Annotated in this window: 20 protein-coding genes; 10 read left to right on the top strand and 10 right to left on the bottom strand. The window is 58.7% G+C overall.

The window, feature by feature from the left end; all coding sequences use genetic code 11:
* Positions 1-402: 402 nt before the first annotated feature.
* The 5 genes from ACR0AC_RS10600 to ACR0AC_RS10620 all read right to left on the bottom strand — a co-directional run bounded on the left by ACR0AC_RS10600 (position 403) and on the right by ACR0AC_RS10620 (position 4,719).
* Positions 403-1,902, bottom strand: coding sequence for a CoA-acylating methylmalonate-semialdehyde dehydrogenase (locus ACR0AC_RS10600; RefSeq protein ID WP_170622658.1), 1,500 nt, complete (start codon positions 1,900-1,902; stop codon positions 403-405).
* 344 nt (positions 1,903-2,246) lie between these two features.
* Entirely contained in the window at positions 2,247-2,624 is a 378-nt protein-coding gene (locus ACR0AC_RS10605; protein WP_170630484.1) for a hypothetical protein, read from the bottom strand.
* Positions 2,625-2,693: 69 nt separating this feature from the next.
* Entirely contained in the window at positions 2,694-3,476 is a 783-nt protein-coding gene (locus tag ACR0AC_RS10610) for a M24 family metallopeptidase (RefSeq protein WP_170622656.1), read from the bottom strand.
* 147 nt (positions 3,477-3,623) lie between these two features.
* Positions 3,624-3,914 (bottom strand): DUF1330 domain-containing protein, encoded by a 291-nt coding sequence (locus ACR0AC_RS10615; protein WP_170630485.1) that lies wholly within the window; start codon positions 3,912-3,914, stop codon positions 3,624-3,626.
* 220 nt (positions 3,915-4,134) lie between these two features.
* Positions 4,135-4,719, bottom strand: coding sequence for a TetR/AcrR family transcriptional regulator (locus tag ACR0AC_RS10620; RefSeq protein ID WP_170622654.1), 585 nt, complete (start codon positions 4,717-4,719; stop codon positions 4,135-4,137).
* A 173-nt stretch (positions 4,720-4,892) separates the two neighbouring features.
* Here ACR0AC_RS10620 and ACR0AC_RS10625 point away from each other — a divergent pair, with 173 nt between their 5' ends.
* The 7 genes from ACR0AC_RS10625 to ACR0AC_RS10655 all read left to right on the top strand — a co-directional run bounded on the left by ACR0AC_RS10625 (position 4,893) and on the right by ACR0AC_RS10655 (position 11,202).
* Positions 4,893-5,675 carry a nitronate monooxygenase gene (locus ACR0AC_RS10625; protein ID WP_480873233.1) on the top strand — a complete coding sequence of 261 codons (783 nt, stop codon included), beginning with the start codon at positions 4,893-4,895 and terminating at the stop codon, positions 5,673-5,675.
* A gap of 255 nt (positions 5,676-5,930) precedes the next feature.
* The gene (locus ACR0AC_RS10630; RefSeq protein ID WP_480873235.1) at positions 5,931-7,040 is read left to right on the top strand and encodes an aromatic ring-hydroxylating oxygenase subunit alpha; all 1,110 of its coding nucleotides are present in this window, start codon (positions 5,931-5,933) and stop codon (positions 7,038-7,040) included.
* A gap of 15 nt (positions 7,041-7,055) precedes the next feature.
* A complete protein-coding gene (gene gloA / locus ACR0AC_RS10635; RefSeq protein WP_170622651.1) occupies positions 7,056-7,493 on the top strand; it encodes a lactoylglutathione lyase in 438 nt (145 codons plus the stop codon).
* 3 nt (positions 7,494-7,496) lie between these two features.
* The gene (locus ACR0AC_RS10640) at positions 7,497-7,901 is read left to right on the top strand and encodes a cupin domain-containing protein (protein ID WP_170622650.1); all 405 of its coding nucleotides are present in this window, start codon (positions 7,497-7,499) and stop codon (positions 7,899-7,901) included.
* A gap of 151 nt (positions 7,902-8,052) precedes the next feature.
* On the top strand, positions 8,053-9,492 hold the full coding sequence (locus ACR0AC_RS10645) for a glutamine synthetase family protein (protein WP_480583951.1): 1,440 nt from the start codon (positions 8,053-8,055) through the stop codon (positions 9,490-9,492).
* Between the two features lie 58 nt (positions 9,493-9,550).
* Positions 9,551-10,567 (top strand): alpha/beta fold hydrolase, encoded by a 1,017-nt coding sequence (locus tag ACR0AC_RS10650; protein ID WP_170622648.1) that lies wholly within the window; start codon positions 9,551-9,553, stop codon positions 10,565-10,567.
* Positions 10,568-10,671: 104 nt separating this feature from the next.
* Positions 10,672-11,202, top strand: a complete 531-nt coding sequence (locus tag ACR0AC_RS10655; RefSeq protein WP_480873237.1) for an Lrp/AsnC family transcriptional regulator — start codon at positions 10,672-10,674, stop codon at positions 11,200-11,202.
* Positions 11,203-11,233: 31 nt separating this feature from the next.
* On the opposite strand, the gene ACR0AC_RS10660 is transcribed toward ACR0AC_RS10655, so the two are convergent.
* Positions 11,234-11,971 (bottom strand): SDR family oxidoreductase, encoded by a 738-nt coding sequence (locus ACR0AC_RS10660; protein WP_480873239.1) that lies wholly within the window; start codon positions 11,969-11,971, stop codon positions 11,234-11,236.
* A 10-nt stretch (positions 11,972-11,981) separates the two neighbouring features.
* A complete protein-coding gene (locus tag ACR0AC_RS10665; protein ID WP_480873241.1) occupies positions 11,982-12,977 on the bottom strand; it encodes a quinone oxidoreductase family protein in 996 nt (331 codons plus the stop codon).
* A 91-nt stretch (positions 12,978-13,068) separates the two neighbouring features.
* On the opposite strand from ACR0AC_RS10665, the gene ACR0AC_RS10670 reads away from it, so the two are divergent.
* Complete coding sequence (locus ACR0AC_RS10670; protein WP_480873243.1) at positions 13,069-13,923, top strand: LysR family transcriptional regulator; 855 nt, start codon at positions 13,069-13,071, stop codon at positions 13,921-13,923.
* Here ACR0AC_RS10670 and ACR0AC_RS10675 read toward each other — a convergent pair.
* The 3 genes from ACR0AC_RS10675 to ACR0AC_RS10685 are packed head-to-tail and all read right to left on the bottom strand — an operon-like array spanning position 13,889 to position 17,656.
* On the bottom strand, positions 13,889-15,388 hold the full coding sequence (locus ACR0AC_RS10675; protein WP_480873245.1) for a sensor histidine kinase: 1,500 nt from the start codon (positions 15,386-15,388) through the stop codon (positions 13,889-13,891). The genes ACR0AC_RS10670 and ACR0AC_RS10675 overlap by 35 nt on opposite strands.
* A gap of 38 nt (positions 15,389-15,426) precedes the next feature.
* Entirely contained in the window at positions 15,427-16,119 is a 693-nt protein-coding gene (locus tag ACR0AC_RS10680; protein ID WP_480873247.1) for a response regulator transcription factor, read from the bottom strand.
* 13 nt (positions 16,120-16,132) lie between these two features.
* Positions 16,133-17,656, bottom strand: a complete 1,524-nt coding sequence (locus ACR0AC_RS10685; protein WP_480873248.1) for a DUF4153 domain-containing protein — start codon at positions 17,654-17,656, stop codon at positions 16,133-16,135.
* Positions 17,657-18,069: 413 nt separating this feature from the next.
* On the opposite strand from ACR0AC_RS10685, the gene ACR0AC_RS10690 reads away from it, so the two are divergent.
* Complete coding sequence (locus tag ACR0AC_RS10690) at positions 18,070-21,300, top strand: adenylate/guanylate cyclase domain-containing protein (RefSeq protein WP_170630496.1); 3,231 nt, start codon at positions 18,070-18,072, stop codon at positions 21,298-21,300.
* A gap of 25 nt (positions 21,301-21,325) precedes the next feature.
* Positions 21,326-22,204: an encapsulin gene (locus ACR0AC_RS10695; protein ID WP_480873250.1), complete on the top strand. Its 879-nt coding sequence runs from the start codon at positions 21,326-21,328 to the stop codon at positions 22,202-22,204.
* Positions 22,205-22,214: the final 10 nt, after the last annotated feature.

Below are 22,214 nucleotides of genomic sequence, written 5' to 3' on the forward strand. Positions count from 1 at the left end.
TACCCCAGCTTCTGCAACTGAACCGCAGACTCAGGCGTCATCGCAACCCGATTCTCACCCTCATATATCTCTCTTGGTGTGCCTATTTTCATGTGCAGCTCTTTCAATGTCGTGGGAAGTCGGCTCGGAGACAGGGGAGAAGGAGTGCGTCTCCGAGCCAAACGCACAGCCTTGCAAGTGTGCGTGTTCCGGTGATCCGCCGCGTTTTGTTGCCGTTTGGCACGCATCGGCGATCAGGTCTCGGCAGATCAAAGCCCAACGGCCTGGCCGTTTGGGATCTGCCAGATATGCGGGTCTGCCTTGGCAAACGCCGCCGTGATGTCTCTGGGCAGGTATTGCCGGGTTTCGACAACGGCCCAGAAAGAGGGGTGAGAGCGCCGGGGCGCTCTCGGACCCGAAGAGTTATTCCATGACCGGGATGGTGAACTCGCCACCTTCCTTGATGCCCGAGGGCCAGCGCGCGGTCACGGTCTTGGTGCGTGTGTAGAATTTAAACGCATCCGGGCCGTGCTGGTTCAGGTCGCCAAAGGCCGATTTCTTCCATCCACCGAAGGTGTGATAGGCCAGCGGAACCGGGATCGGAACGTTGATGCCGACCATGCCGATATTGATACGGTTGGCAAAGTCACGGGCGGTATCGCCGTCACGCGTGTAGATCGCGGTGCCGTTGCCGTATTCATGGTCCATCGCATAACCAATGGCTTCTTCGTAGGTCTTGGCGCGCAGGGTGCTCAGAACCGGGCCGAAGATCTCTTGCTTGTAGATGTCCATGTCGGTTGTTACGTGGTCGAACAGGTGCGGACCGACATAGAAACCGTCTTCATAGCCTTGCAGGTTGAAATCACGGCCATCGACGACCAGCTTCGCGCCCTGATCAACACCACTCTGAACCAGACGCAGGATGTTTTCCTTGGCGGCCGAGGTGACAACCGGTCCATAGTCAACGTCGTTGCCCGAGGTGTAGGGGCCGACCTTCAGGCTTTCGATACGCGGGACCAGCTTTTCGATCAGACGGTCTGCGGTTTCGTCGCCAACCGGAACGGCAACCGAGATCGCCATGCAGCGTTCGCCTGCCGCACCGTAACCGGCACCGATCAGAGCGTCGGCGGCCTGATCCAGATCCGCATCGGGCATGATGATCATGTGGTTCTTCGCGCCGCCGAAGCACTGCACGCGCTTGCCGTTGGCACAGCCGGTCGCATAGATGTATTCGGCAATCGGGGTCGAGCCGACAAAGCCGATCGACTGAACCGTCGGGTTGTGCAGGATCGCGTCAACCGCTTCCTTGTCGCCGTTCACGACCTGCAGGACGCCCTTGGGCAGACCGGCTTCTTCCATCAGTTCGGCCAGCATCAGCGGAACCGACGGCGCGCGCTCGGACGGTTTCAGGATAAAGGCGTTGCCGCAGGCGATGGCCGGGGCAAACATCCACATCGGGATCATGGCCGGGAAGTTGAACGGGGTGATACCCGCGGTCACGCCCAGAGGCTGACGCATCGAGTACATGTCAATGCCGGTACCGGCGCTGTCGGTGAAGTCACCTTTCAGCATTTGGGGGGCACCGATGCAGTATTCTGCAACTTCCAGACCACGCTGGATGTCGCCTTTGGCGTCGGGCAGGGTCTTGCCGTGCTCGCGGCTCAGCGCTTCGGCCAGCTTGTCCATGTCGCGGTTCAGCAGGCTGACAAACTTCATCAGAACGCGTGCGCGTTTCTGCGGGTTGGTTGCGCCCCATGCGGGTTGTGCCGCAGCAGCAAGCTCGACCGCTTTGTTGACTTCTTCAGTGGTCGCCAGCGGGCATTTCGCCTGAACTTCACCGGTTGCAGGGTTGTAGACATCGGCAAAGCGCGATGTTGTTCCGGCGGTGTGCTCGCCGTTGATGAAGTGAGTCAGTTGTTCCATTGGCTTTCTCCACTAAGCTTTTCCGTTTCCTATCCATGTAAAAATGCAATTCCCATAAAAAATTTCGCATATCTATTTTGCGTTTTTGCAAAGCGACCGGAAGGCTGCCCGCTTAAGTATTTTGATTCATTGGGCCAATCCATCCATCTCGGATAGGTGGGGAAGGGTGGGTTTGTCACAAATCGGCCGAGCCGTGTTTCCCTGAAAGGCGTGTTTCATGGTGCTATTCGCTTGGTTTTTTGGCTGGCCAGCGGATTGGCTAGGCCCGCCTCAACCAAAACGGCGCCCAGTGATAAGCCGCAGATTCGGGTGTTGTGTCCGACGACATGGGGCCAGACCCCCGATCATTCCCGAGAACGGATCACCGCAATCAAGCCAAAGGCAAAAGCCGCGCTGCCGAACAGGTTGATCGCAATCGCCACCGCCCATGTTGTTGCCGAGGCATAAGAGGCCGGATCGGCAAAGGCATGCCTCAGGACCCCGCCGGCCAACAGCAACACAAGAACCGGTATGACAAGCACGCGGTAGGTTCTGAGCCACCCGAATAGGCCCAGCCCAATGACGGCCCCCATCACTATGACGACCATCTGAGCGCCAAGCGCCTGATCCCCGGCCCAGCCCGGCAGACCCTGCTTGATGTCGCGCAGGCTAAGAAGGTTAAAGACGGTGGCGGCCACAAGCCAAAGGCATTGCGCGTAAAGTGCTGTCTTGAAAGGCTGCATTCTGGTCCCCTGTGCCCCGAGAGTAAGCGGCGTTCAGAGCCAAAAGGACGCAAAAGCCAATGACATCAATCACGCCTCCAGCTTCAACCCGCTGAGCCTTGCGGCCAGACGCAACATCGGAATTTGCAGCTTTGACAGACCAAGCCTGGATCCAAAGCCGACCGGAATGGTCATGTCGTCCAGGCTGTCGGGCAGCGGTGTCAGGCTTTCATTGCCGTTCTCGGTGACAAGTACGGTATCGGAATGACGGAACCCGCCCAGCCCCTCGATGTAGACCCCAGGCTCAATGGTGAAGACCATGCCGGGGCGGATTTCGTGGTGATAGCCTTCGGCCAGAAACGGCCCCTCATGCGCGGTCACGCCGATCCCGTGGCCGGTACGGTGCAGCAGGTTGTCGCCAAAGCCCGTTTTGCGAAAAACGTCGTTCACCGCCACATCCAGATCATGCATCGAGGTGCCGGGCTTGCACATCTGAAACGCAAGCGCCCTTGCCTGCATCATGGTGTCAAAGGGCTTGCGCGCCGCATCCGGGACGCGGCCCAGAAAAAAGCTGCGCTCGACCTCGCACCCGTAGCCGTCCAACAGACCGGCGACAATCGCGGTGTTCCCGCCGCACTCAGCCATGCCCAGATCGAAAACCGAGGTGAAATTATGCTGATCATGCGAGATGCGCGGCGGCTGCAACACCCCGGCCATGCTGGTGCACAGAAAATTCGCCTGCGGGTTGTCGATCAAAAGTTTGAGCGAGGACAACTTGTGCACTTTGGAGTGAACCGAAAGCATCGATTTGCCCGGTTTGGCCCCTTTCAGAAGCCGCCGCGTCGGACGGGCGCAGGCCTTTTGCGGTGACATGGTGATCCACCCTCATCCGAAATGAATTGATTTGAAAATCAATAAACCAAGAGGGAACATCATTGTGTTACCACACTGTCAAGTTACTGACGGCACGGCCGTCGGTTCAGGTTTTGACTTTGTGGCGTCAGCGCACCGCCGGGCTGATTAGCACCCCGGAACGATGCGGTAATCGCGACGGGCACCATTGCCCAATGTGCGGATCGCGTCCTGATAGGCGACGCTGTAATAGGCGCTATGCGCCGCTTCGACGCTTTCGAACTCGATCACAACGACACGGTTGTTGTTTTCACCTTCCAGAATCTCAGCCGGTTCCGAGCGGGTGACGAAGCGCCCGCCAGCGGCCTGGATCGCGGGGCCTGCAATCGCGGCATATGCGGCAAAGCACTCGGGATCAGAGATTTCGGTGTAGGTGACGACGGAATATGCCTTGGTCATAAGTGACCCTTTCTGCTTCATCAGGTTGATTGCGACGCAACCTATGGGCCGGATTCTGAGGCGTCAAGCAAGGGTGGTGCGCGGTTTTTTGGGGTCGTTGGGGTCCATTTTGGCGAGGTTTGACCGGCCCGAAACAAGGCGCGAAACACGCTGGCCTACAGAGAAAGACTTGTGGTGCACAGACCACCACGCGTTTCAGTTTGTGTACTCATCTGACTCCTCACCGTTTCAGATTTTCGTTCAAAAGGATCGCGCGCGCGGTTTCGCGGACACGATCTGGATCGTTGGGATGCAGCGCGATTTCGCAAAAGCTGGTTGCCCCGAAACACAGCGCAACAATGCTGAAGGCCCGGTCAAACCGGTCGATATCGCTGTGGCCCAAACCGTCGCGGGCCATACTGTCGCAAAGCGTGGCGCAGACCCTTTGGTAAAGCGCTTGCAGCCCCTCGGAAATCGAGGGGCTAGAGCCTGAGGCGAACCAAAGCTCTTTCATCAGCTTGTTCATGACCTTGTCCGCGAAGATGTCCTGCACGAATAGATCGACCAGACGTTCTGTCGAGACGACCCCGGATTGCGGTTGCAGCTTGTCCAGATGGTCCTCGCTGCGGGCAAAGACACGGTCAAACAGCAGTTGGATCAGACTGTCGCGATTACCCGCGTAATACCGGATCAGCGGGCGCGGCAATCCCGCCTGCGCGGCAACCTTGGACAAGGTCGTTTTCGCCAGCCCCTCTTTCAGCACGACGATTTCCAGAGCCTCAAGGATCTGTTCACGGCGCTCGGTATCGATTTTGGGTCTGGGCAAGCGGGGCCTAGTAAATTGTCACTGTGACAAGATATGAGTCTACGAAACTTGTCAACAAGACAATCTTCAACAATCCCCCGAATATTGCCGCTTCCAGACATTCAATGTCGCCAAAACATACGTTTCAGCCCCGAAACCCATGTTTCACTCGGCTGTCTTTGAGGAGGTGGAGCATGATCGACACGCGATTGACCCGTCTGTTCGGGCTGACAAGCCCCGTTGTGCTGGCCCCGATGCCGGGGATGGCAGATGGTCGGCTGGCCTCGGCCGTGGCGCGGGCCGGTGGGTTGGGGATGATCGGTGTCGGCGAACAGAATGGCGATTGGATCGCTGCGCAGTTCCGTGCGGCGGGCAATGAATCGGTTGGCTGCGGTTTCAGCGCCGCACATCTCAAGCGAAATCCCGACCTGCTTGATCTGGCGCTAAAGCATCGCCCGCGTGCAATCTTTCTGACCGATGGCGATCCGCGTCCGTTCGCGCCCCGGATCGCACAGGCAAAGACAAGGTTGATCTGTCAGGTCCACGACCTGCAAAGCGCCGCGATGGCGGTTGAAGCCGGGGCGCATGTCGTTGTGGCACGTGGCGAGGCGGGCGGGCGGTCGACACTGTGCCTGTTGCCGGAAGTGGCCGACTATATGCGCCATGCAGACCATGACATCGTCGTGCTGGCCGCAGGCGGCATTGCCGATGCCCGGGGGCTGGCAGCCTGCCTCATGCTGGGCGCGGATGGCGTTTTGATGGGCACGCGGCTTTGGGCCAGTGCGGAAAGTGACCTGCCAGATGCGCAAATACGCCGAATCTTGCAGGCCCAAGGGGATCACGACGACGCAGTCCCATATTCGGGTGAGAGTATCGGTCTGATCCGGGATATTGCGCCGGTACAGGACATTCTGAGCACCATCTCGAACCGGGCAAGCCGCCTGATGAAGCACGCGCAGCGCAAAGTGATTCACTGATCCCGAGTCGCAAAAGGCGACCACCCCATTCTGCCGCGCCCGACATTCGCCTCAGTAAATTTTGCGAAAATCTGACGCGAAAGAGCCAATCTCACGAAAAGTTTGAGGTATCAGTAGAATTTATGTGATGGTTTCGCAAAAAAACAGTGGACAGGATGCGGTTTTCGCAGTTCACTACTGCTCAATCAAGGCGAGGCCGTATCACCACCACGGCTGCGCTGCTGAATTCGAAACCCTGTGTCAGGAACTTGAACGATGAAGCCAATCCATTCGTTGCTTGAGCCCTTCTACGAGGAATCAACCCTGAAGCACGGCTTGCCTGCGGCGGCTTATAAGGATGCGGAGTTCTGGCGGGCCGAGTGCGCCTCGGTCTTTACCCGCAACTGGGTTTGCGTCGGCTTTGCCCATGAATTGCAGGCGGTTGGGGACGCGGTTCCCGTCACCGTGGCCGAACATCCCCTGCTGCTGGTGCGCAATACGGCGGGCGAGATCAAGGCGTTCCACAATATCTGCCGCCACCGCTGTCTGACGCTGGTGGACGCGCCCAAGAACCTGGGCAAGCTGATCCGCTGCCCCTATCACGCCTGGGCCTATGATCTGGATGGGCAACTGCGTGCTGCCCCCCATTTTGGCGGCGCGAACGACCATCAGGCCGACGGGTTCGACAAATCGCAGAACAGTCTGGTTCCGGTGCGCAGTCATGTCTGGAACGACTGGATCTTCGTCAATCTCGACGGCAACGCCCCCGATTTCGAGGAATATTCCGCCGCAATCCGAACCCGTCTGGACGGTATGGACTGGGACAAGCTCGACTGTATCGGTACGCTGGATTTCGGCGAAATTGCCTGCAACTGGAAGTTCATCATGGAGAACTTCATCGAGCCCTATCACGTGCAGTTCGTCCATGCCTCGACCACCGATCAGCCGCTAGAAGATCATTACACGATCATCGATGGCAATTGCCTGGGCAGCGCAGTCGATCTGGACGAAGAGGTTGGCACATCCGGCAGTCTGGCTGTCAGCTCTCGCTATCTGACGCTGTATCCAAACTTCATTCTGGGCCGGTACTTCCCCGATCAATTGGGGGTTTATCTGAACATCCCCACCGGCCCCGGCACGACGATGCAGAAGCGGGCGCTTTACACCACCGAAGGCCAATCCCTGACGCCTGAGGAAGTTGAGGGGCTGAAAAAGCTGTGGTGGGACGTCCACAAGGAAGATCACGAAATGACGGAACGGCTGCAACTGGGGCGGTCTTCGATCGTCTCGGAAGCCGGGGGTGTGTTGTCCCCGGCCTGGGAAGACAGCGTGCGTGCATTTCAGGAACTGGTGGCCCGTGATGTCGCCACCGCTGAACACCACTGAATTAGGGAGAAAACAGTGACCGACAACCTAAGCAGCGGATTCCGCCTTGCCCACACCATGATGCGGGTGATGGACATGGAAAAATCGCTGGAATTCTATTGCGGCATTCTGGGCATGCAGGTGCTGCGTCGCACGGATTATCCCGAAGGTAAATTCACCAATACCTTCATCGGCTATGGCCCCGAGGCCGAGTCTCCGACGCTGGAACTGACCGCGAACTGGGATCAGGAAGAGCCTTACGACAAGGGCAATGGCTGGGGCCACATCTGCATCGAAACCCCCGACGTCTACAAAGCCTGCGAGGATCTGGCAGCCGCTGGCGTCAATATCACCCGCCCGCCCGGACCGATGAAGAATGGCACCCGCGTGATCGCGTTTTGCGAGGACCCGGATGGCTACAAGGTCGAACTGAACGAAAGCATTTTGAAACATCTGGCCAAGGAAGGGTCCTGATCCATGGGCAACGCACCAAGACTTATGAAATGGGACCTTGTCGAAGACCGCTATAACCAGATCGGCGATAGCGACAGCGACACCTATATCAAACCGATGGTGACCAGCGCCTTCAGCGATACGATGTGCGGCGGCATCAATGTGCTCAAGAACATCAAGGTGCCGTGGGACCTGACCTGTGATGAGATCATCTATTGCCTGGAAGGCACCTTCCGGCTGGTCTGCGATGGCGAGGAATATATCTGCAACCGCGGCGATGTGCTGTTCATCCCAAAGGACAACCACATCTCGTATGAGGCGGATGATCGCTGCGTGATCTTCTACGCCGCCTATCCCCATAACTGGAAGCAACTGGCCGGGATCACCAAGGTCCCCGGCATTGATCCGGACGATTTTGTAGCGGGTTGACGCACCGCTGCGACCTGAAGGCAGGCACCTGATGTGCTCTCCCCGCGAATAGGGTGTCTGCCTTCCCCCCAAACGGCGAATGAACGCCCAGAATCCAGACCGCCCGGACATGATCCAAACGACGGGTGGCACCCTGACAGGAGGACGCCAAATGCCCAAAGACAACACCAGCGCCAAGATCTATTACGAAAGCTTTCACGACGCGGTCGAACGCAACCGGCCGAAGATTCCCGAGGTGAAAAAGCGGCTGGAAGAGGCGGGCGTGAAATATGTCATGGGCGCCTGGATCGACCTGCACGGTATCCCCAAGACCAAGCCCGTCCCGATGAGCGATTTTGAACAGCTCTGCCTGGGCAAAGGGCCACAATTTGCGGTGCATTCGATCTCATACGTGCCCGAACTCAGCCCCGCCGACAGCGATCAGGTCGTGGTGCCGGATCTGGATGCGGTCTATATCTGCCCGTGGGACACCTCGATGGCGATCATCTTCTCGGATCTCTATTGGGAGGACGCGCCCTATAATGTCTGCCCCCGACAGGCGCTGAAACGCGCAATGCACGAGGCCGCGCAGGAAGGCTATACCGGCTATGCCGGGGTCGAGCCCGAGTTCATCGTCATGAAATATGACGAGGCCGGTCAGCCGGTGAAAGCCTTTGATGACGACCCGGCAGACGGCCTGCGCCCGCGTCGTCAGGCCTTTGGCTATGACGTGGAATACTCGGTCGACTCGATGCCTTTCCTCAAGGACATGATCGACATCATCGAGGGGCTGGGCTGGAACCTGCACGACGTGGTGGCCGAAGGGGCCTATTCGCAGTTCGAGCTGGATTTCCACTATACCAACATGCTGGAAATGTCCGACCGTCTGGCGTTCCTGCGCATCGTGCTGAAAGAGGTTGCCAAGAAGCACGGCATGTTCGTGACCTTCATGCCGAAACCCACGGTGGGTGACTGGCGCTCGGGCGCGCATATCAATATGTCGATGCAGCATGAAAGCCGCCCCGGCGAGAACATCTTTGAAACCACCGATGGCGACTGGAGCGACGAGAGCCGCTGGGCCGTGGGTGGTCTGATGCAGCACGCTGAGGCGATCACCGCGATCACCTGCCCGACTGTGAACTCGTATAACGGGCTGGTCCCACGTGTGGGCGGGTTCGAGGGCGGCACCGTCACATGGGCGCCGACCAACATAACCTACGGGTTCAACAACCGCTCGGCCCAGTTCCGCCTGCCGCAAAGCCGCCACTGCATCGAAAATCGGGCCTGCGACATGACGATGAACGTCTATCTGGCGATGGCGATGCACCTGTCCTGCGCAGTGATGGGGATCAAAAACAAGATCGATCCGGGCAAGCCCACCGATTTCGACCTCTATTCCAAGACCGAGGGTGAACTGGCTGATCTGGGCATCCGCCGCCTGCCGCGAACCCTGTTCAACGCCATCGAGGCGCTGCGCAGCGATGACATGGCCGAGCATGTGATGGGGCCGGTGATGCGGAAATCCTATCTCGAATACAAGAACGACGAGTGGGAGCGGTATCACCAGTCGGTCACCGACTGGGAGGTGCAGGAATACCTGCGGCTCTACTGACAAATCAAACGGTCCCGGCATGTGTCGGGGCCGTCTTTCAAGAACGGCGGGGCGGATGATGACGCAGGACTTTCAGATACTCGAACTGGGCGATTTTCAGTTGTTGTCAGGCGAAGTCCTGAAAGATGCCCGGCTGGCCTATCAGACCTATGGCACCCTGTCGCCCGCACGGGACAATGTGATTGTCCTGCCCACCTTCTACACCGGCACCAATTCCCGCAACGAAGGCTTCTTTGGCCCGGGTCGCGCGATTGATCCGGCCCGGCACTTCATCGTCAGCCCGAACCTGTTTGGCAATGGCCGATCCTCGTCCCCGTCGAACACGCCCGCGCCGCAGGACGGGCCGCGCTTTCCGCTGGTGCAGATGTGGGACAACATCGCCGCCCAGCATCGGCTGATCCATGACCATCTGGGGATTGATCAGATCGCATTGGTGGCAGGCTGGTCGATGGCCGGGTGCCAATCCTATCAATGGGCGGCGCAATACCCCGATATGGTACAGGCGATCCTGCCGTTTTGCGCCTCGGCCAAAACCTCGCCGCATAACTTTGTGTTTCTCGAAGGGGTCAAGGCCGCGCTGTGTGCTGATCAAAGCTGGAATGGCGGCGACTACGACAGCCCGCCGGTCGCGGGGCTGAAGGCGTTTGGGCGGGTCTATGCGGGTTGGGCGTTCTCGCAAACCTTCTATCGCGAGGGGCTTTACAAGCAGCTTGGCTTTGACAGCATCGAGGATCTGCTGCTCGATTGGGAGGTTGACCATGTCGAGGGCTGGGACGCCAACAACCTGCTGGCCAAACTGGCGACATGGCAGGCGGGCGACATCTCGGCCGGGCCGCTTTACAACGGTGATTTCAAGGCCGCCCTAGGGGCGATCAAGGCCCGCGCGATCCTGATGCCCTGCGCGCAGGACCTGTATTTCCCCCCCGAAGACAACGCGATCGAGGCGCAGCACATGCCGAATGCCGAGTTCCGGCCCTACGATTCACCCTGGGGCCATTGCGCCGCCAATCCCGGCAACGATCCGGGCTTTACGGCTGCGCTGGATGCGGGCATTCGCACGTTGCTGGGCGAGTGATCCTTTGGGGCACAGACCCAAGGCTTGTAGAGCAGGGCGAACTGGCTAACATGCCTTGCGCTGGCCGGCAAACGCGTCAGAACTTTGAGTGATAGGAACCCGTTTTGAACATACCGCGAAAGCCAGACACATCAAAACCAACCCGCCAGCGGGCGACGCATTCGGTCGAGGAACGTCTGAACAGCGAGATCGTCCGGATGCTGGAAGTGGATGGGCGCATGGCATTCTCGGAAATTGCGCAGAAGCTGGATGTCTCGGAAGGGACAGTGCGAAACCGCGTGAATGCGATGAAGGACGCGGGTCTGTTGCGGATTGTCGCCATCGCGGATCCGGTGGCATCGGAATACAAGGCGGACGCGATGATCTGCCTGAAAGTCGCACCGGGCGTCACCCCTCAGGCGGTGGCGGAGCGGCTGGGTGTTGTCTCGGGCGTGGTTTACATCCTGTGGGTCACCGGTCGATATGATCTTATGGTCGAAATGGTATGCGAGGAACCCGACGATCTGGCCGCGTTCCTCGAAGATCATATCCACGCTGACAAGGATATCGTGGATTCCGAAGTCATGCTGGGTCTTAAGAACTTCAAAAACCAATTCCTGCTAAAGCGCGACTGGGAACAGGGCGACACGACATAAAGGCGGGTTTCAGAACCTTGGCAAACCTTCGTCAGGCGCGCACCATGTGCCCCCCGTCAATGTCCAGAACAGTTCCGGTCAGAAATCCGTTTTCCATGGCCATGACCACGGCCATCGCGATCTCGTCAGCCTGCCCGATACGCCCGACCAGCAAGCCGTCACCAACTTGAGCGAACATGCCCTGACGTGCCTCTTCCGGCATCGCGGCATAGGCTTCGGTGGCAACCATTCCGGGGCTGATACAGTTCACACGCGCGCGTCCGGCCAGTTCCAGGGCCAACCCTTTGGTCAGCGCTTCGACGGCGGCATTGACGGCCCCAAGCCCGGTCGCCCCGACCGAGGGACGGCGGCTGAGAACACCCGAGAAGAAGGTGATCGATCCTGCGTCGGTCAGATAGGGCAGCACCTCGCGTGCGGTGATGTAGGGCCCGGTAAACTTGGCCTCAAACATGGTGCGCAGCTGGTCCAAGGGCAGTTCCGTGAACGCACCATGCGCCGCGCTTGAGGCCGTGATGACCAGATGGTCAACGGTGCAAAGGCTGGCGGCCCATGCCGTCACCGCAGCAGCGTCGGTGGTATCGACCGGAGCGAGTCCAACATCGCCGATTTCAGCGGCAGCCGCTTGCAGTTTGCCGGGGTCGCGGCTTGCAATCGTGACTTTGGCACCGCAGGATTTGGCCAGTTTTGCGGTCGCTTTGCCCATGCCGCTGCTGCCGCCCACGATGACGACATGCTGGCCGGACAGGTTTGTTTCCAATGCGTCAGACATAGCGATCTCCTTATTCGATTGTCAGTACAAGCTTGCCGGTGGTTTCGCCGCTTTCCAGCCGACGATGGGCTTTTGCCGCATCAGTTATCGGCAGTGTGGTGATCTGTGGGCGCAAAATACCCTGACCCAGCAGGTCAAAAACCGTCGCAAGGTCGGCGTTGAATGCCTGCGGCTGATCGTTGAAATAGGTGTAGATATCGCTGACCCGCACGGCGATGGATTTCTGAAAGTGCTGCCCAAGGTCCCCGGCAAAACTCCCGGTTGGCGGACCGGCAAGAAAGCCGAACAGCACAACGGTTCCCAAGGGGGCCAGGGCCGCCATGTCTGATGTCAATGTGTCGCCCGAGATAGGGTTCAGGCTCAGATCAACGCCGCGACCGCCGGTCAGGTTCAGCACCCGTGCCGTGACATCCTCGATTCGGTAGTCGATGACATGATCCGCGCCTTGCGCTTTGGCATAGCCCATCTTGTCGGTACTGGCCGAGGCGATCACGGTCATGCCGAGATGTTTGGCGATGTGCTGGATCATGGTGCCGACACCGCCTGCAGCCGCATGCACCAGAACCGTTTTTCCCTTTGCCGCGCCGCCCAGATTGACCAGCATGTGATAGGCGGTCATGGCGTTTACGGGGATTGATGCGGCCAGTTCAAAACTGACACTATCGCTGATTCGGGTAACGTAAGCTGCGCCGATGATCGAGTGCGTGCCGTAGCCACCGGCACCAATCGGACCCATCCAGGCGACCCTGTCCCCAATCGCAAAGCCGTCGACCCCGTCGCCGATGCCTTCGATCACACCTGCGCCTTCGACACCGGGGATGTGGGGCAGGGCGGGCATCATGCCGTCGGGCATTTCGCCGCGTCGAATGATCGTGTCGATGAAATTGACCGCAGCCGCGTGATTGCGGATCAGAACTTCGCCCGCGCCGGGCTTTGCGGGGTGAATGGCCGACCTGCTCAGCACATCAGGCCCGCCGGTCTGTGAGAGTTTGATCGCGTAGGACATGGGTTTCTCCGTCTTGATGGACCGAAGATAGAGAGATCGCCTATTCGAGATAATAGTTGAGATCAGGAGATAAATTCCCAAAAATAGAATAATGATCTACAACGACATTGCCCTGTTTACCGCCGTCGCGCGGGATCTTAGCTTTTCCAAGGCGGCGGATCGGTTGAACATACCGCTCAGCCGTGTCAGCCGGCGGATTGCGGCGCTTGAGGATCTTCTGGAAACCAAACTTTTCGAACGCACCACGCGACAAGTCCGACTGACCGAGGAAGGACGGCATCTGTTGGATCGCTGTCAGGACCCCATCGAGGCGTTGCAGGACATTGCGGTGATAGGCGAGGACACAAACCGCCACGTGATCCGCATCACGGCCCCACCGCTGGCGGCACGCACCACCATTGGCCCGCGCCTGCTGGATTTCGCGGTCCTAAATCCGGACATTCAACTGGAACTGACAACCACAAACGCAATGCTGGATTTCTTCCGGGACAACGTCGATCTTGCTTTCCGGGTCGGGCCGCTTGGGGATTCCAGTCTGGTGGCAAAGCGTCTTTGGTCGATTCCGTATTGTTTCTGCGCAGGCGATGGCTTCGTCAAACAGCATGGGTTGGAGGGCGCGATCACACGGGCAGAATTTCTGAAACTGCCCGCCCTTGTGGCGGGGCAGCCTTGGGTTCTTGATTCAGGAGAGCGCATCCACCCCTCGCATATCGTGCACAGCCTCACCGATCTGAGCGTCCTTGAGGATGCCGCCCGACGCAATCTTGGTGTCGCGATGCTTCCAACGGATATGACCGGGGCCGGTCTGCGACCTCTGACCGTTGATGGCGCAACCCCTTTGACCCGCGAGATGTATGCGGTCTACCCCAGTCGTCGTTTGCTGCCTGCACGTATGCGGAAGCTGATCGATTTCATGGCGTCGCGTCGCGATCCTGATCGAAAGTAATCACAAAACAAGCGCCGCCATTGCCGGGATCGATGTCAAGCGTCCCGTCGACCGCTTCGGCCGTCGCCTTGACGATGTTCAGGCCCATGCCGGTGCCGCCACTGTCCCGACGCGTGGTGAAAAAGGGTTCAAGCACCTTGCCGACATTGCCCTCACTGATCCCCGCCCCATCGTCCTTGATGCGCAGGCTGGTCTTGCGAATGCTGTGTTCCGTGCTGAGGTAAACCGTTTGCGCCCCATGCTGTTGCGCGTTCTGCAAAAGATGGGTCAGCATGAGCGTCAGTGTGCGGGCCTCGACCGGTAACCGGGTGGTTGCGGCCTCGATCTTCAGGGCCAGTTTCGGGAATGCCCGCCGCAACTCTGGTTCGATATCGGCCAGGCAACAGGACCCGGCCAGCGCGCTCTGATCGGCCAGGCTGAAGGCGCGCATGTTGGCAAGCAGATCCTCCATCCGCGTACTGCTTTTGTCGATCGCATCCAGAAGCCTGTGCCTTTGCGGCTGGGGCAGATCATCATCCCGCAACAACTCGGCCGCACCTTTTAAAGCGGTCAGGGGGGATTTCAGTTCATGGGTGACATGCGCCGTGTAGGTTTTCAGCGCGTCCTGCTTGCGTTGCAGACGTTCGGTCAGCGACTGAAAGCTGCGGCTCAGATCTTCCAACTCGCGGGTTCCGAGCTGTTCGGGTGGCTTCCATGGCTGGCCGCCATGGCCCGCAGACTGGCTGCGCTGAATCAACAGGCGAATGGGTTGGGTGATGAAGCGCCAGAAGACGTAGCCGATCAGGGCGGTGGACAAGGCGACGAAGATGGCCGCCTTGATCAGGTTGGACCGTTCGCCATACAGAAAGCGGAAGATGTGGTTCGGTGTGCGGCTGATATAGACGGCCCCGATCAGCGTCTCATCGATGAACACCGGCATCGCCACAAAGACCCGCACCCGTGCACCACGGCTGAACGTATAGAGCGCGGGGGGTTTGTCATCGCGCAACCGCGTTCGCGCGACCGAGGTGGTATCGCCCGCCAATGCGGCTTGGACCTCCTCGACATGGCCCATCCCCTTGCCGATCTCGGCGGTACCGGCAAAGACACGCCCCTCGGCATCCAAGAAGCGATAGCCCGCCAGTGTCTGCGCTTGTGCGGCGTCAGACATGCGCGTCAGCAATTCGGCAATGTCGCGATAGACAGGCCGGGTTGATGCCGTCACCGGAACCGCATCCGGGCGGGGCGGCAGGATCGTTTCACGATTGACGGACAGGGATGGGAACACCGCGTCATCCACGGAAAACGAACTTAGATCGGGCGGCTGAGCACCGGCTGCGTCCGCGTAGAGTTCGGCAAAAGTCGCGGACATCACAGCGGCTTGGGATAGCAGGCTTTCCTCGGTCTGTTGCACCAGCTGGCTGTCGTAGAACCGAAACAGGATCAGCCCGGCGAAGGGCAGGCACAGGACGATTGCAAGGACCAACAGGACAACTGTCCACAGCCGGGGGCGCCATCTTCGGCTTAGCCGGGCAGGCATGAACCCATCCTCAACCCGACACCATGGATGGTCACGATACCGTCGCCACACCCGGCTGAGGCCAGTTTGGCCCGAACATTTCGGATGTGGCTGTCGATGGTCCGGTCGGACACGTGGATGTTGTAGCCATACAGCGCGTCGATCAGCTGCACCCGCGACAGGACATGATCGGGCCGGGCCATCAACGTGGCCAGCAATCTGAACTCGGACCCGGTCAGAGGCACATCCATATTGTCGAACCGGCAAACATGGCGATCGGGATCAAGATGCAGGCGGCCCCGCGTCAGGCCCTGGTCCGCCTGCGCCACCAATGCGGTGCTGCGTTTCAGAATGGCCCGGATCCGCGCCACCAGCTCGCGTGGGGAAAAGGGTTTGGTCAGATAGTCGTCGGCCCCGATCTCAAGCCCTACGATGCGGTCAATCTCATCATCCCGCGCGGTCAGAAACAGGATCGGCACGTCCGAGGATTTGCGGATCTCGCGGCAGACTTCCAGCCCGTCTTTTTCGGGCAGTCCGATGTCCAGAACAATCAGGTCGGGGCGCTCTGCCTGACAACTGCCAAGGGCGGAAACGCCGTCGGTGGCGAACAGCGTTTCATAGCCCGCTTTTTCAATCGCGATCCCTGTCACCTCAAGGATATTGGGGTCGTCATCGACAACAAGAATGCGTGCGGGCATCAACGGCGGTCCTTCAATTCTGCTGCCGATAATAGGCTTGGATACGCCATCTCCGAAAGCCCCATTCGCGCCAGTTGGTGATCCTGTCTCGGCGCAGATCATAATACATCGCACGACCGCAAATCTGTTGATCCGTTTCGATTTCGACCGCATGAATGGCTGGAAAGGCATCGGCCCCCAGACCGCAGATGTAATAGGTATCGCGCGAGGCCAGATCGCCATGGCGCAGATTGTAATCGGCGACAATCCCTGAGAAGTTCACGAAACAGCAAACATAAAGCGTGGCCAGCGCGGCCGCGAAACATCGGCGCAACAGCCAGACCCGGCTATGGCCTTTGTGGATTTGCAACAGGGTCAGAACCAGCCCGACCATGACCAAACCCATCCAGATAAACGCCGCAATGCGCAGGTGGGTCAGGGCATATGCTTCGACATATAACTGCAACCGGAACGCGGCCGTGACGACCAGAAAAACATTCTGCACAAGCCACAGATAGACCAAAGCGCGCAAGGTCCGGTCCTCACGGATCATGCTGTGGGTTAGCAGTGTAAAGACGCCTGCAAGCAGGGCTGTGGCCACCAGCGGATAAGCCCCGCGATGCGCGTATTCGGCATAGTTCATCCCATCGGGCAGGGCGACACCACCGGTCAGGATGCCCAGGTCCATGACGGTTTGGACCAGAAACAAGGCGTTGAAAAGAAACAGAGAGTTTCGGACCGACGCTGGATTGACCAAAAAGGCGGATCGACCCGGCCCGGCCTGTCTGGCAACCGGATTGGGTGTGGTCGACCCCAGCAGCTTTTCGCTGAGGTTGAGATAGGGCCAGATCAGACAGGCAATGACGGCCCAGAACAGCACCCGAAGCCAGAAATCCAACACAAACATCTGACCCGGATCCAGCCGGGACAGGAACTCCTCCAGCAGCGGGTTGGCACTGGACAGAAGGGCCAGAAATACCCCGCCCATGATCAGGGGCAACAGCATCGACGCCGCCTGATTGCGAGCGCCCGATCCGACATCGACCGATTTGCTGGCCCGCGCGGTGTCGCGAAACAGCATAAGGCTTCCAAAAATTGGCAGTGTCAGGGCCGAGCGCAGGACAAGGTGCTCGTTCGAGCGGCTTCCATAAACGACCCAAACGGCAAGGCACACGATCCCGCCCAGACTGAACATCAGCGACAAGGGTTGCAGATCAACCGCAACCGGCAAGTTGCACATAAGCGCAAAGGTCATGGACCCCAGCCATTGGATCGGGCTGGGCCGTAGTGGTCTGGCAACCATGATGGCCACCGCAAAGAGCAACGAGAATACCGCGACCGAAATACCCGCCGGTTGGTTCCAGAACAGCCAATCCGCAAGCGTGATCAACGCCGCCAGCAACGGGATCGCGTGCTGCATCCGAAGGGATTTCAGCAACGGCCCGTCAGGTGTTGAAAGACGCCGTTGCTGGGACTGCGGAGTGCTGACCGTTTCCAGCCACCATGCGTCTCGTTTGATGCGATCGGGTACGCCCTGAATGATCAGTTCCTGTCTCATGCTCTGTCTCTTGCTTGCTGTTTTTGTTGCCCACAGCAATGCCGGGCGCGATTGCAGCTTTGCGAAGCCATGCGCGCAGAGATCGGGGGGCTTTTGTGCAGATTTTCCGCAGAATGACCGGCAGAACTTCCATAAGGATCAGTGATTTTCAGCACCGCTCGCGGTATGGTTGCAGGCCTACGAACATTGCGATCCGAACATATGTCAGGCGCTTTGGTCTAAACCCCTAAATAACGGAAGATTGTAGCTGGAAACCCCGTAAATCCCTGTAATTCGGATACTCTTTTGCAACAGAAACTAACAAGTTAAGAACCGCGCCAATCCTATTGTGTAGATTCGGCAAGTTTTTGCCGTTAATCTGTTGTTTAGGACGGGTGACAGGGGGAAACTAAGATGTGCAAAGGCACGGAACCATGACTCAGGTTGTCGACCATTCGGCCCGCCTGATCACAGTCCTTGAAAAGGCCGGGTTGGAAGAACACGCATCCCGATTTGCCGAAGAAGAAATCTCGGATGAACTTCTTGACGATCTGACAGATCCCGAGCTGCGCGATCTTGGCCTGACAGTCGGGCAGAGAAAGCGTTTTCGGCAGGCCCAGATCGAGCTGAAGCGGCTGGAAGTAGAGGACAATCCCGAACTGTCCCGCGTGGCCGAGCGTCGCCAGCTGACACTGGTGTTCTGCGATCTGGTTGGCTCGACCCAATTGGCGCAACGCTATGATCCGGAAGAGCTGATGCAGATCATGACTCTGTATCTGGACACCGCAATCGGAACGATGAAACGGCATGGCTGCCACCTGGCGTATCGTCAGGGCGACGGGATCATGATGTATTTCGGCTATCCCAAAGCGATGGAGGATGATGCCGAACGCGCAGTACGCGCGGTTCTTGAAACCATCGAGGCGGTGCAGAATCTGGATACCAAATACGGTGAAAACCTGGATCTGCGGGCGGGCATTGCAACCGGTCTTGTCGTCGTTGGTACCGTGTCGTCCAAAAGCTTGGGCACCGGGGATTTTCTGGTTGGGGAAACCGCAAACCTTGCGTCGCGCCTGCAAGGGCTGGCCAATCCGGGCGAGGCCATTGTGGCATCCGAGACCTGGCAGTTGACCAAAGGGGCGTTTGATTTTGAACCCCGCGGCAGTCATGAGCTGAAGGGCTTTCAACACGAACGCACCGTTTATCGGGTCGTCTCCGAAGTAGTCGCCCCCAGCCGGTTTGACGCGCGGTCCGGTCAATCTGCGGTGACTTTGGTTTCGCGCCAAAGCGATCTGTCGACCCTCACGGGTCTGTGGGAAAGTGCAAAGGACGGCTCGGGCAAGCTGGCGTTGGTTGGTGGTGCGGCGGGGATCGGCAAATCGCGGCTGATCAAGTCCCTGTCCGAGACGCTGGATACCGTTCCGCTGACCCTGCAATGCGTTCCGCATCTGGCCAGTTTGCCGCTGCATCCGCTGCAGGGGCACCTTCGCGGCATGTCCAATGACGGCACGGGTGAAGAGGCGGTGAAACAGGCAATTGCCGAGTTTGTTCAGGACGCCTCGCGCCTGACTGACGCCGATCTGCCGCTGCTGGTGGATCTTGCCGGTCTGTCGGCAGACGGTCCGGTCGAATCCGATCCGTTGAAAAAGGCCCGGATGTCTTTGGACCTGTTGATCCGATGTGCCGGCAGTGTTTGCGACAAGCAGGGTGCGATGTTGCTGGTGCTGGAAGATGTGCACTGGGCAGACGCAACGACACTGGATGCGCTGGACGCGCTGGTTGGCGCACTGGATCAAATGCCGATCCTGATCGTGATGTCGCATCGCCCGGAATATGAACCGCCCGAGCATTTCGAAGGCCGGGCCGAGATCATCGATTTGACACCTTTGGGCAAATCGGAAGCTTCAGAACTGGTGCGCCGCGTTGCAGAGCCGCGCAGCCTGCCGGTTATTCTGGTGCATCAGATCATCCAGAAGGCGGATGGCGTGCCGCTTTATATCGAGGAAATGACCAAGGCGGTTCTGGATCAGCTGCCTCATGACGTACCGATCGACGCTGCGGTTCTGGATACGCTGAGCATTCCGGCGACCTTGCAGGACTCGCTCATGTCGCGTCTTGACCGGATGGAAAAGGCCAAACCGATTGCGCAGCTTGGGTCGGTCATCGGGCGCAGCTTTACCGCTCCGATGATCCGCGCGGTTGCACCGGATGGCACGGATGTGGACGGGGCGTTGATTCAGCTGATGGCCGCAGGGCTGGTTCTGGCCACCAGCGATGCCGGTTCGCCGACCTACACGTTCAACCACGCGCTTGTTCAGGATACCGCCTATAACTCGCTGCTGCTGGATGATCGCGAAAAGCTGCACCTGCAAATCGCCGAGGCGCTTCTGGCCGGGCATGAAGCATTTGGAACTCCGGCCCCCGACACAGTCGCGCATCATTGCGATCTGGGCGGGCTGAATGACGTGGCCGTCACCCACTGGATTACAGCTGGCGAGCAGGCGTTGTCGCGTTTGGCCAATCTGCCAGCCATTTCGGCATTCCGTGCGGCGCTTCGCAACATCGACACGCTGCCCGTTGCACCGGATCGCGATGGTCTGGAACTGCGCGTGCAGATGAATGTGCTTCCGGCCTATATGGCAATCTATGGTTGGTCATCGGATCAGGTCGGCCAGACCGCCGCCCGCGCGATGGAGCTTGCGCAGGCGCTTGGCGATGGCGAAACGCTGTTTGCGGCGACTTTCTGCCGATGGACCAATTTCTTCGTCGGCGGTCAGATGAACCGCGCCATGGAGATGGGGCAGGCCCTGGCCGGAATGGCCGGTGCGGTGCAGGATCCGGTCACACTGGTTCTGGCGTCGCGGGCCCTGAGCTTCACGCATTATTTCCGGGGCGAGTTTGCCGAATGTCAGCACCATGTCGACTATGGGCTGGACCTGCTGACACCGGAAATGGATCTGGCGATGTTGCCCATTACTCAATCGTCTACGGCGGCCTCTTTCCAGGCCATCAAGGGCTGTCTGCTATGGCAACTTGGCAAGTTTGAAGAGGCCGAGGCCGCCCGTCTGGAATCCATCGAAATCAGCAGATCGCTGAAACACGCGCCCAACCTTGTTTACATCATGGGGGCCTGTTCGATGTTCCTGCCCTATGCCGGGGAATGGGAGCGGATGGACAAGACAATGAAAGAAGCGCGCAAGATCGCGGATGAGGAAGGCTTCCTGTATCTGCACGCGATGCAAGACATCTATATGGGTCTGGCGCAGGCCGGTATGGGCGACGTCGCAGGCGGGGCCGAGCGGGTGGAAACGTACATGGATCTCGTCTCGAATGCGGGTGGGAACTTTACTTTTCCGCAGAATCAGATTGTTCTTTCAGAATTACAGATTGATCAGGGCAATATTGATCCGGCTCTGGAGCGGCTTGAGCATGTGTGCCAGCCCGGTTGGGATCGGGGTGAGACGCTGAACAAGCCCGAATATCATCGGGTCCGGGCCAAGGCCTTTGCCGCCCGTGGTGAATGGGACGCTGCGATAGCTGAGGCCAAGACGGCACTGCAGCTTGCCCAGGAAACCGGTGCCGTTGTTTTGGAAGATCGCGCCCGGCGTTTGTTGGAAACGCTGAGCGATACGACGAATATTGAAAAAGCTGCCAAGATCAGTTGAGCAGTACCAACTGGAGGGATTTTTGATGACCGAGGCACTTGAATGGAGTCAAGAGCAGTGGAGCACCGTCAATCAGGTTGTTCATGATGAGGCGCTTCGATCTCGGGTCGCTGCCAGTTTTTTACCCCTATACGGGCCGTTGCCAGCCGATACGCAATCGGTTCCGCTGAACACGCTAGAGGTGGATTCCACGGGGGGCGGTGCGGTCGATCGCCTTGTGGTGAATGATTATGACACCTCGCGCCTTACAACCGTATCGGTAAATGTGTTTCTGAAGGGTGCCCAGATTGCCGATCCGGAACTTGCCGCAGCGCAGCTCATGTTCCGGCGTGCAGCCACTGTTGTTGCCCGAGTCGAAGACTTGATTGTGTTCAAGGGGCAACCTGCAGCAAACCAGGCTCCACCCTCAACTGGGACCGGGAAGCTGCCAAACATTTTCACCGTCAGCGGCGGCGGCGCATATGACGGGCTTTTGCAAGCCGGGGCAAAAAACCCTACCAAAGGAACCAAAGCGGGGACTAACGCCACAGGAACCGAAGTGTTCCAGACGGTCGTGAAAGGGATCAACAAACTGGAAACCGAAGGCCATCTGGGTCCGTTTGCCTGTGTCATGGGTAACGATCTGTTCGAGGCGGTGACAACTCCGCTGGCAAACTCGATGGTTCTGCCGCGCGACAGCATCCTTCCCTTCCTTGATGGACCTTTGCTGCGCTCTGGCGCCATTCCGGCAAAAGAAGCGGTTCTGGTCTCGCTGCAAGGGGCGCCGATTGAAATCGTTGTGCCTTCGGATATCGCGGTCAAATACCTGCAAACCTCGTCCGAGGGTGAACATGTCTTCCGCGTGCAGCAGAAATTCCGTCTGAGGATCAAGGAAGAAAAGGCCGTTACCAAAATCCACTTCTGATCGGGGACGG

The sequence above is a fragment of the Ruegeria sp. H7 genome (assembly GCF_056532945.1).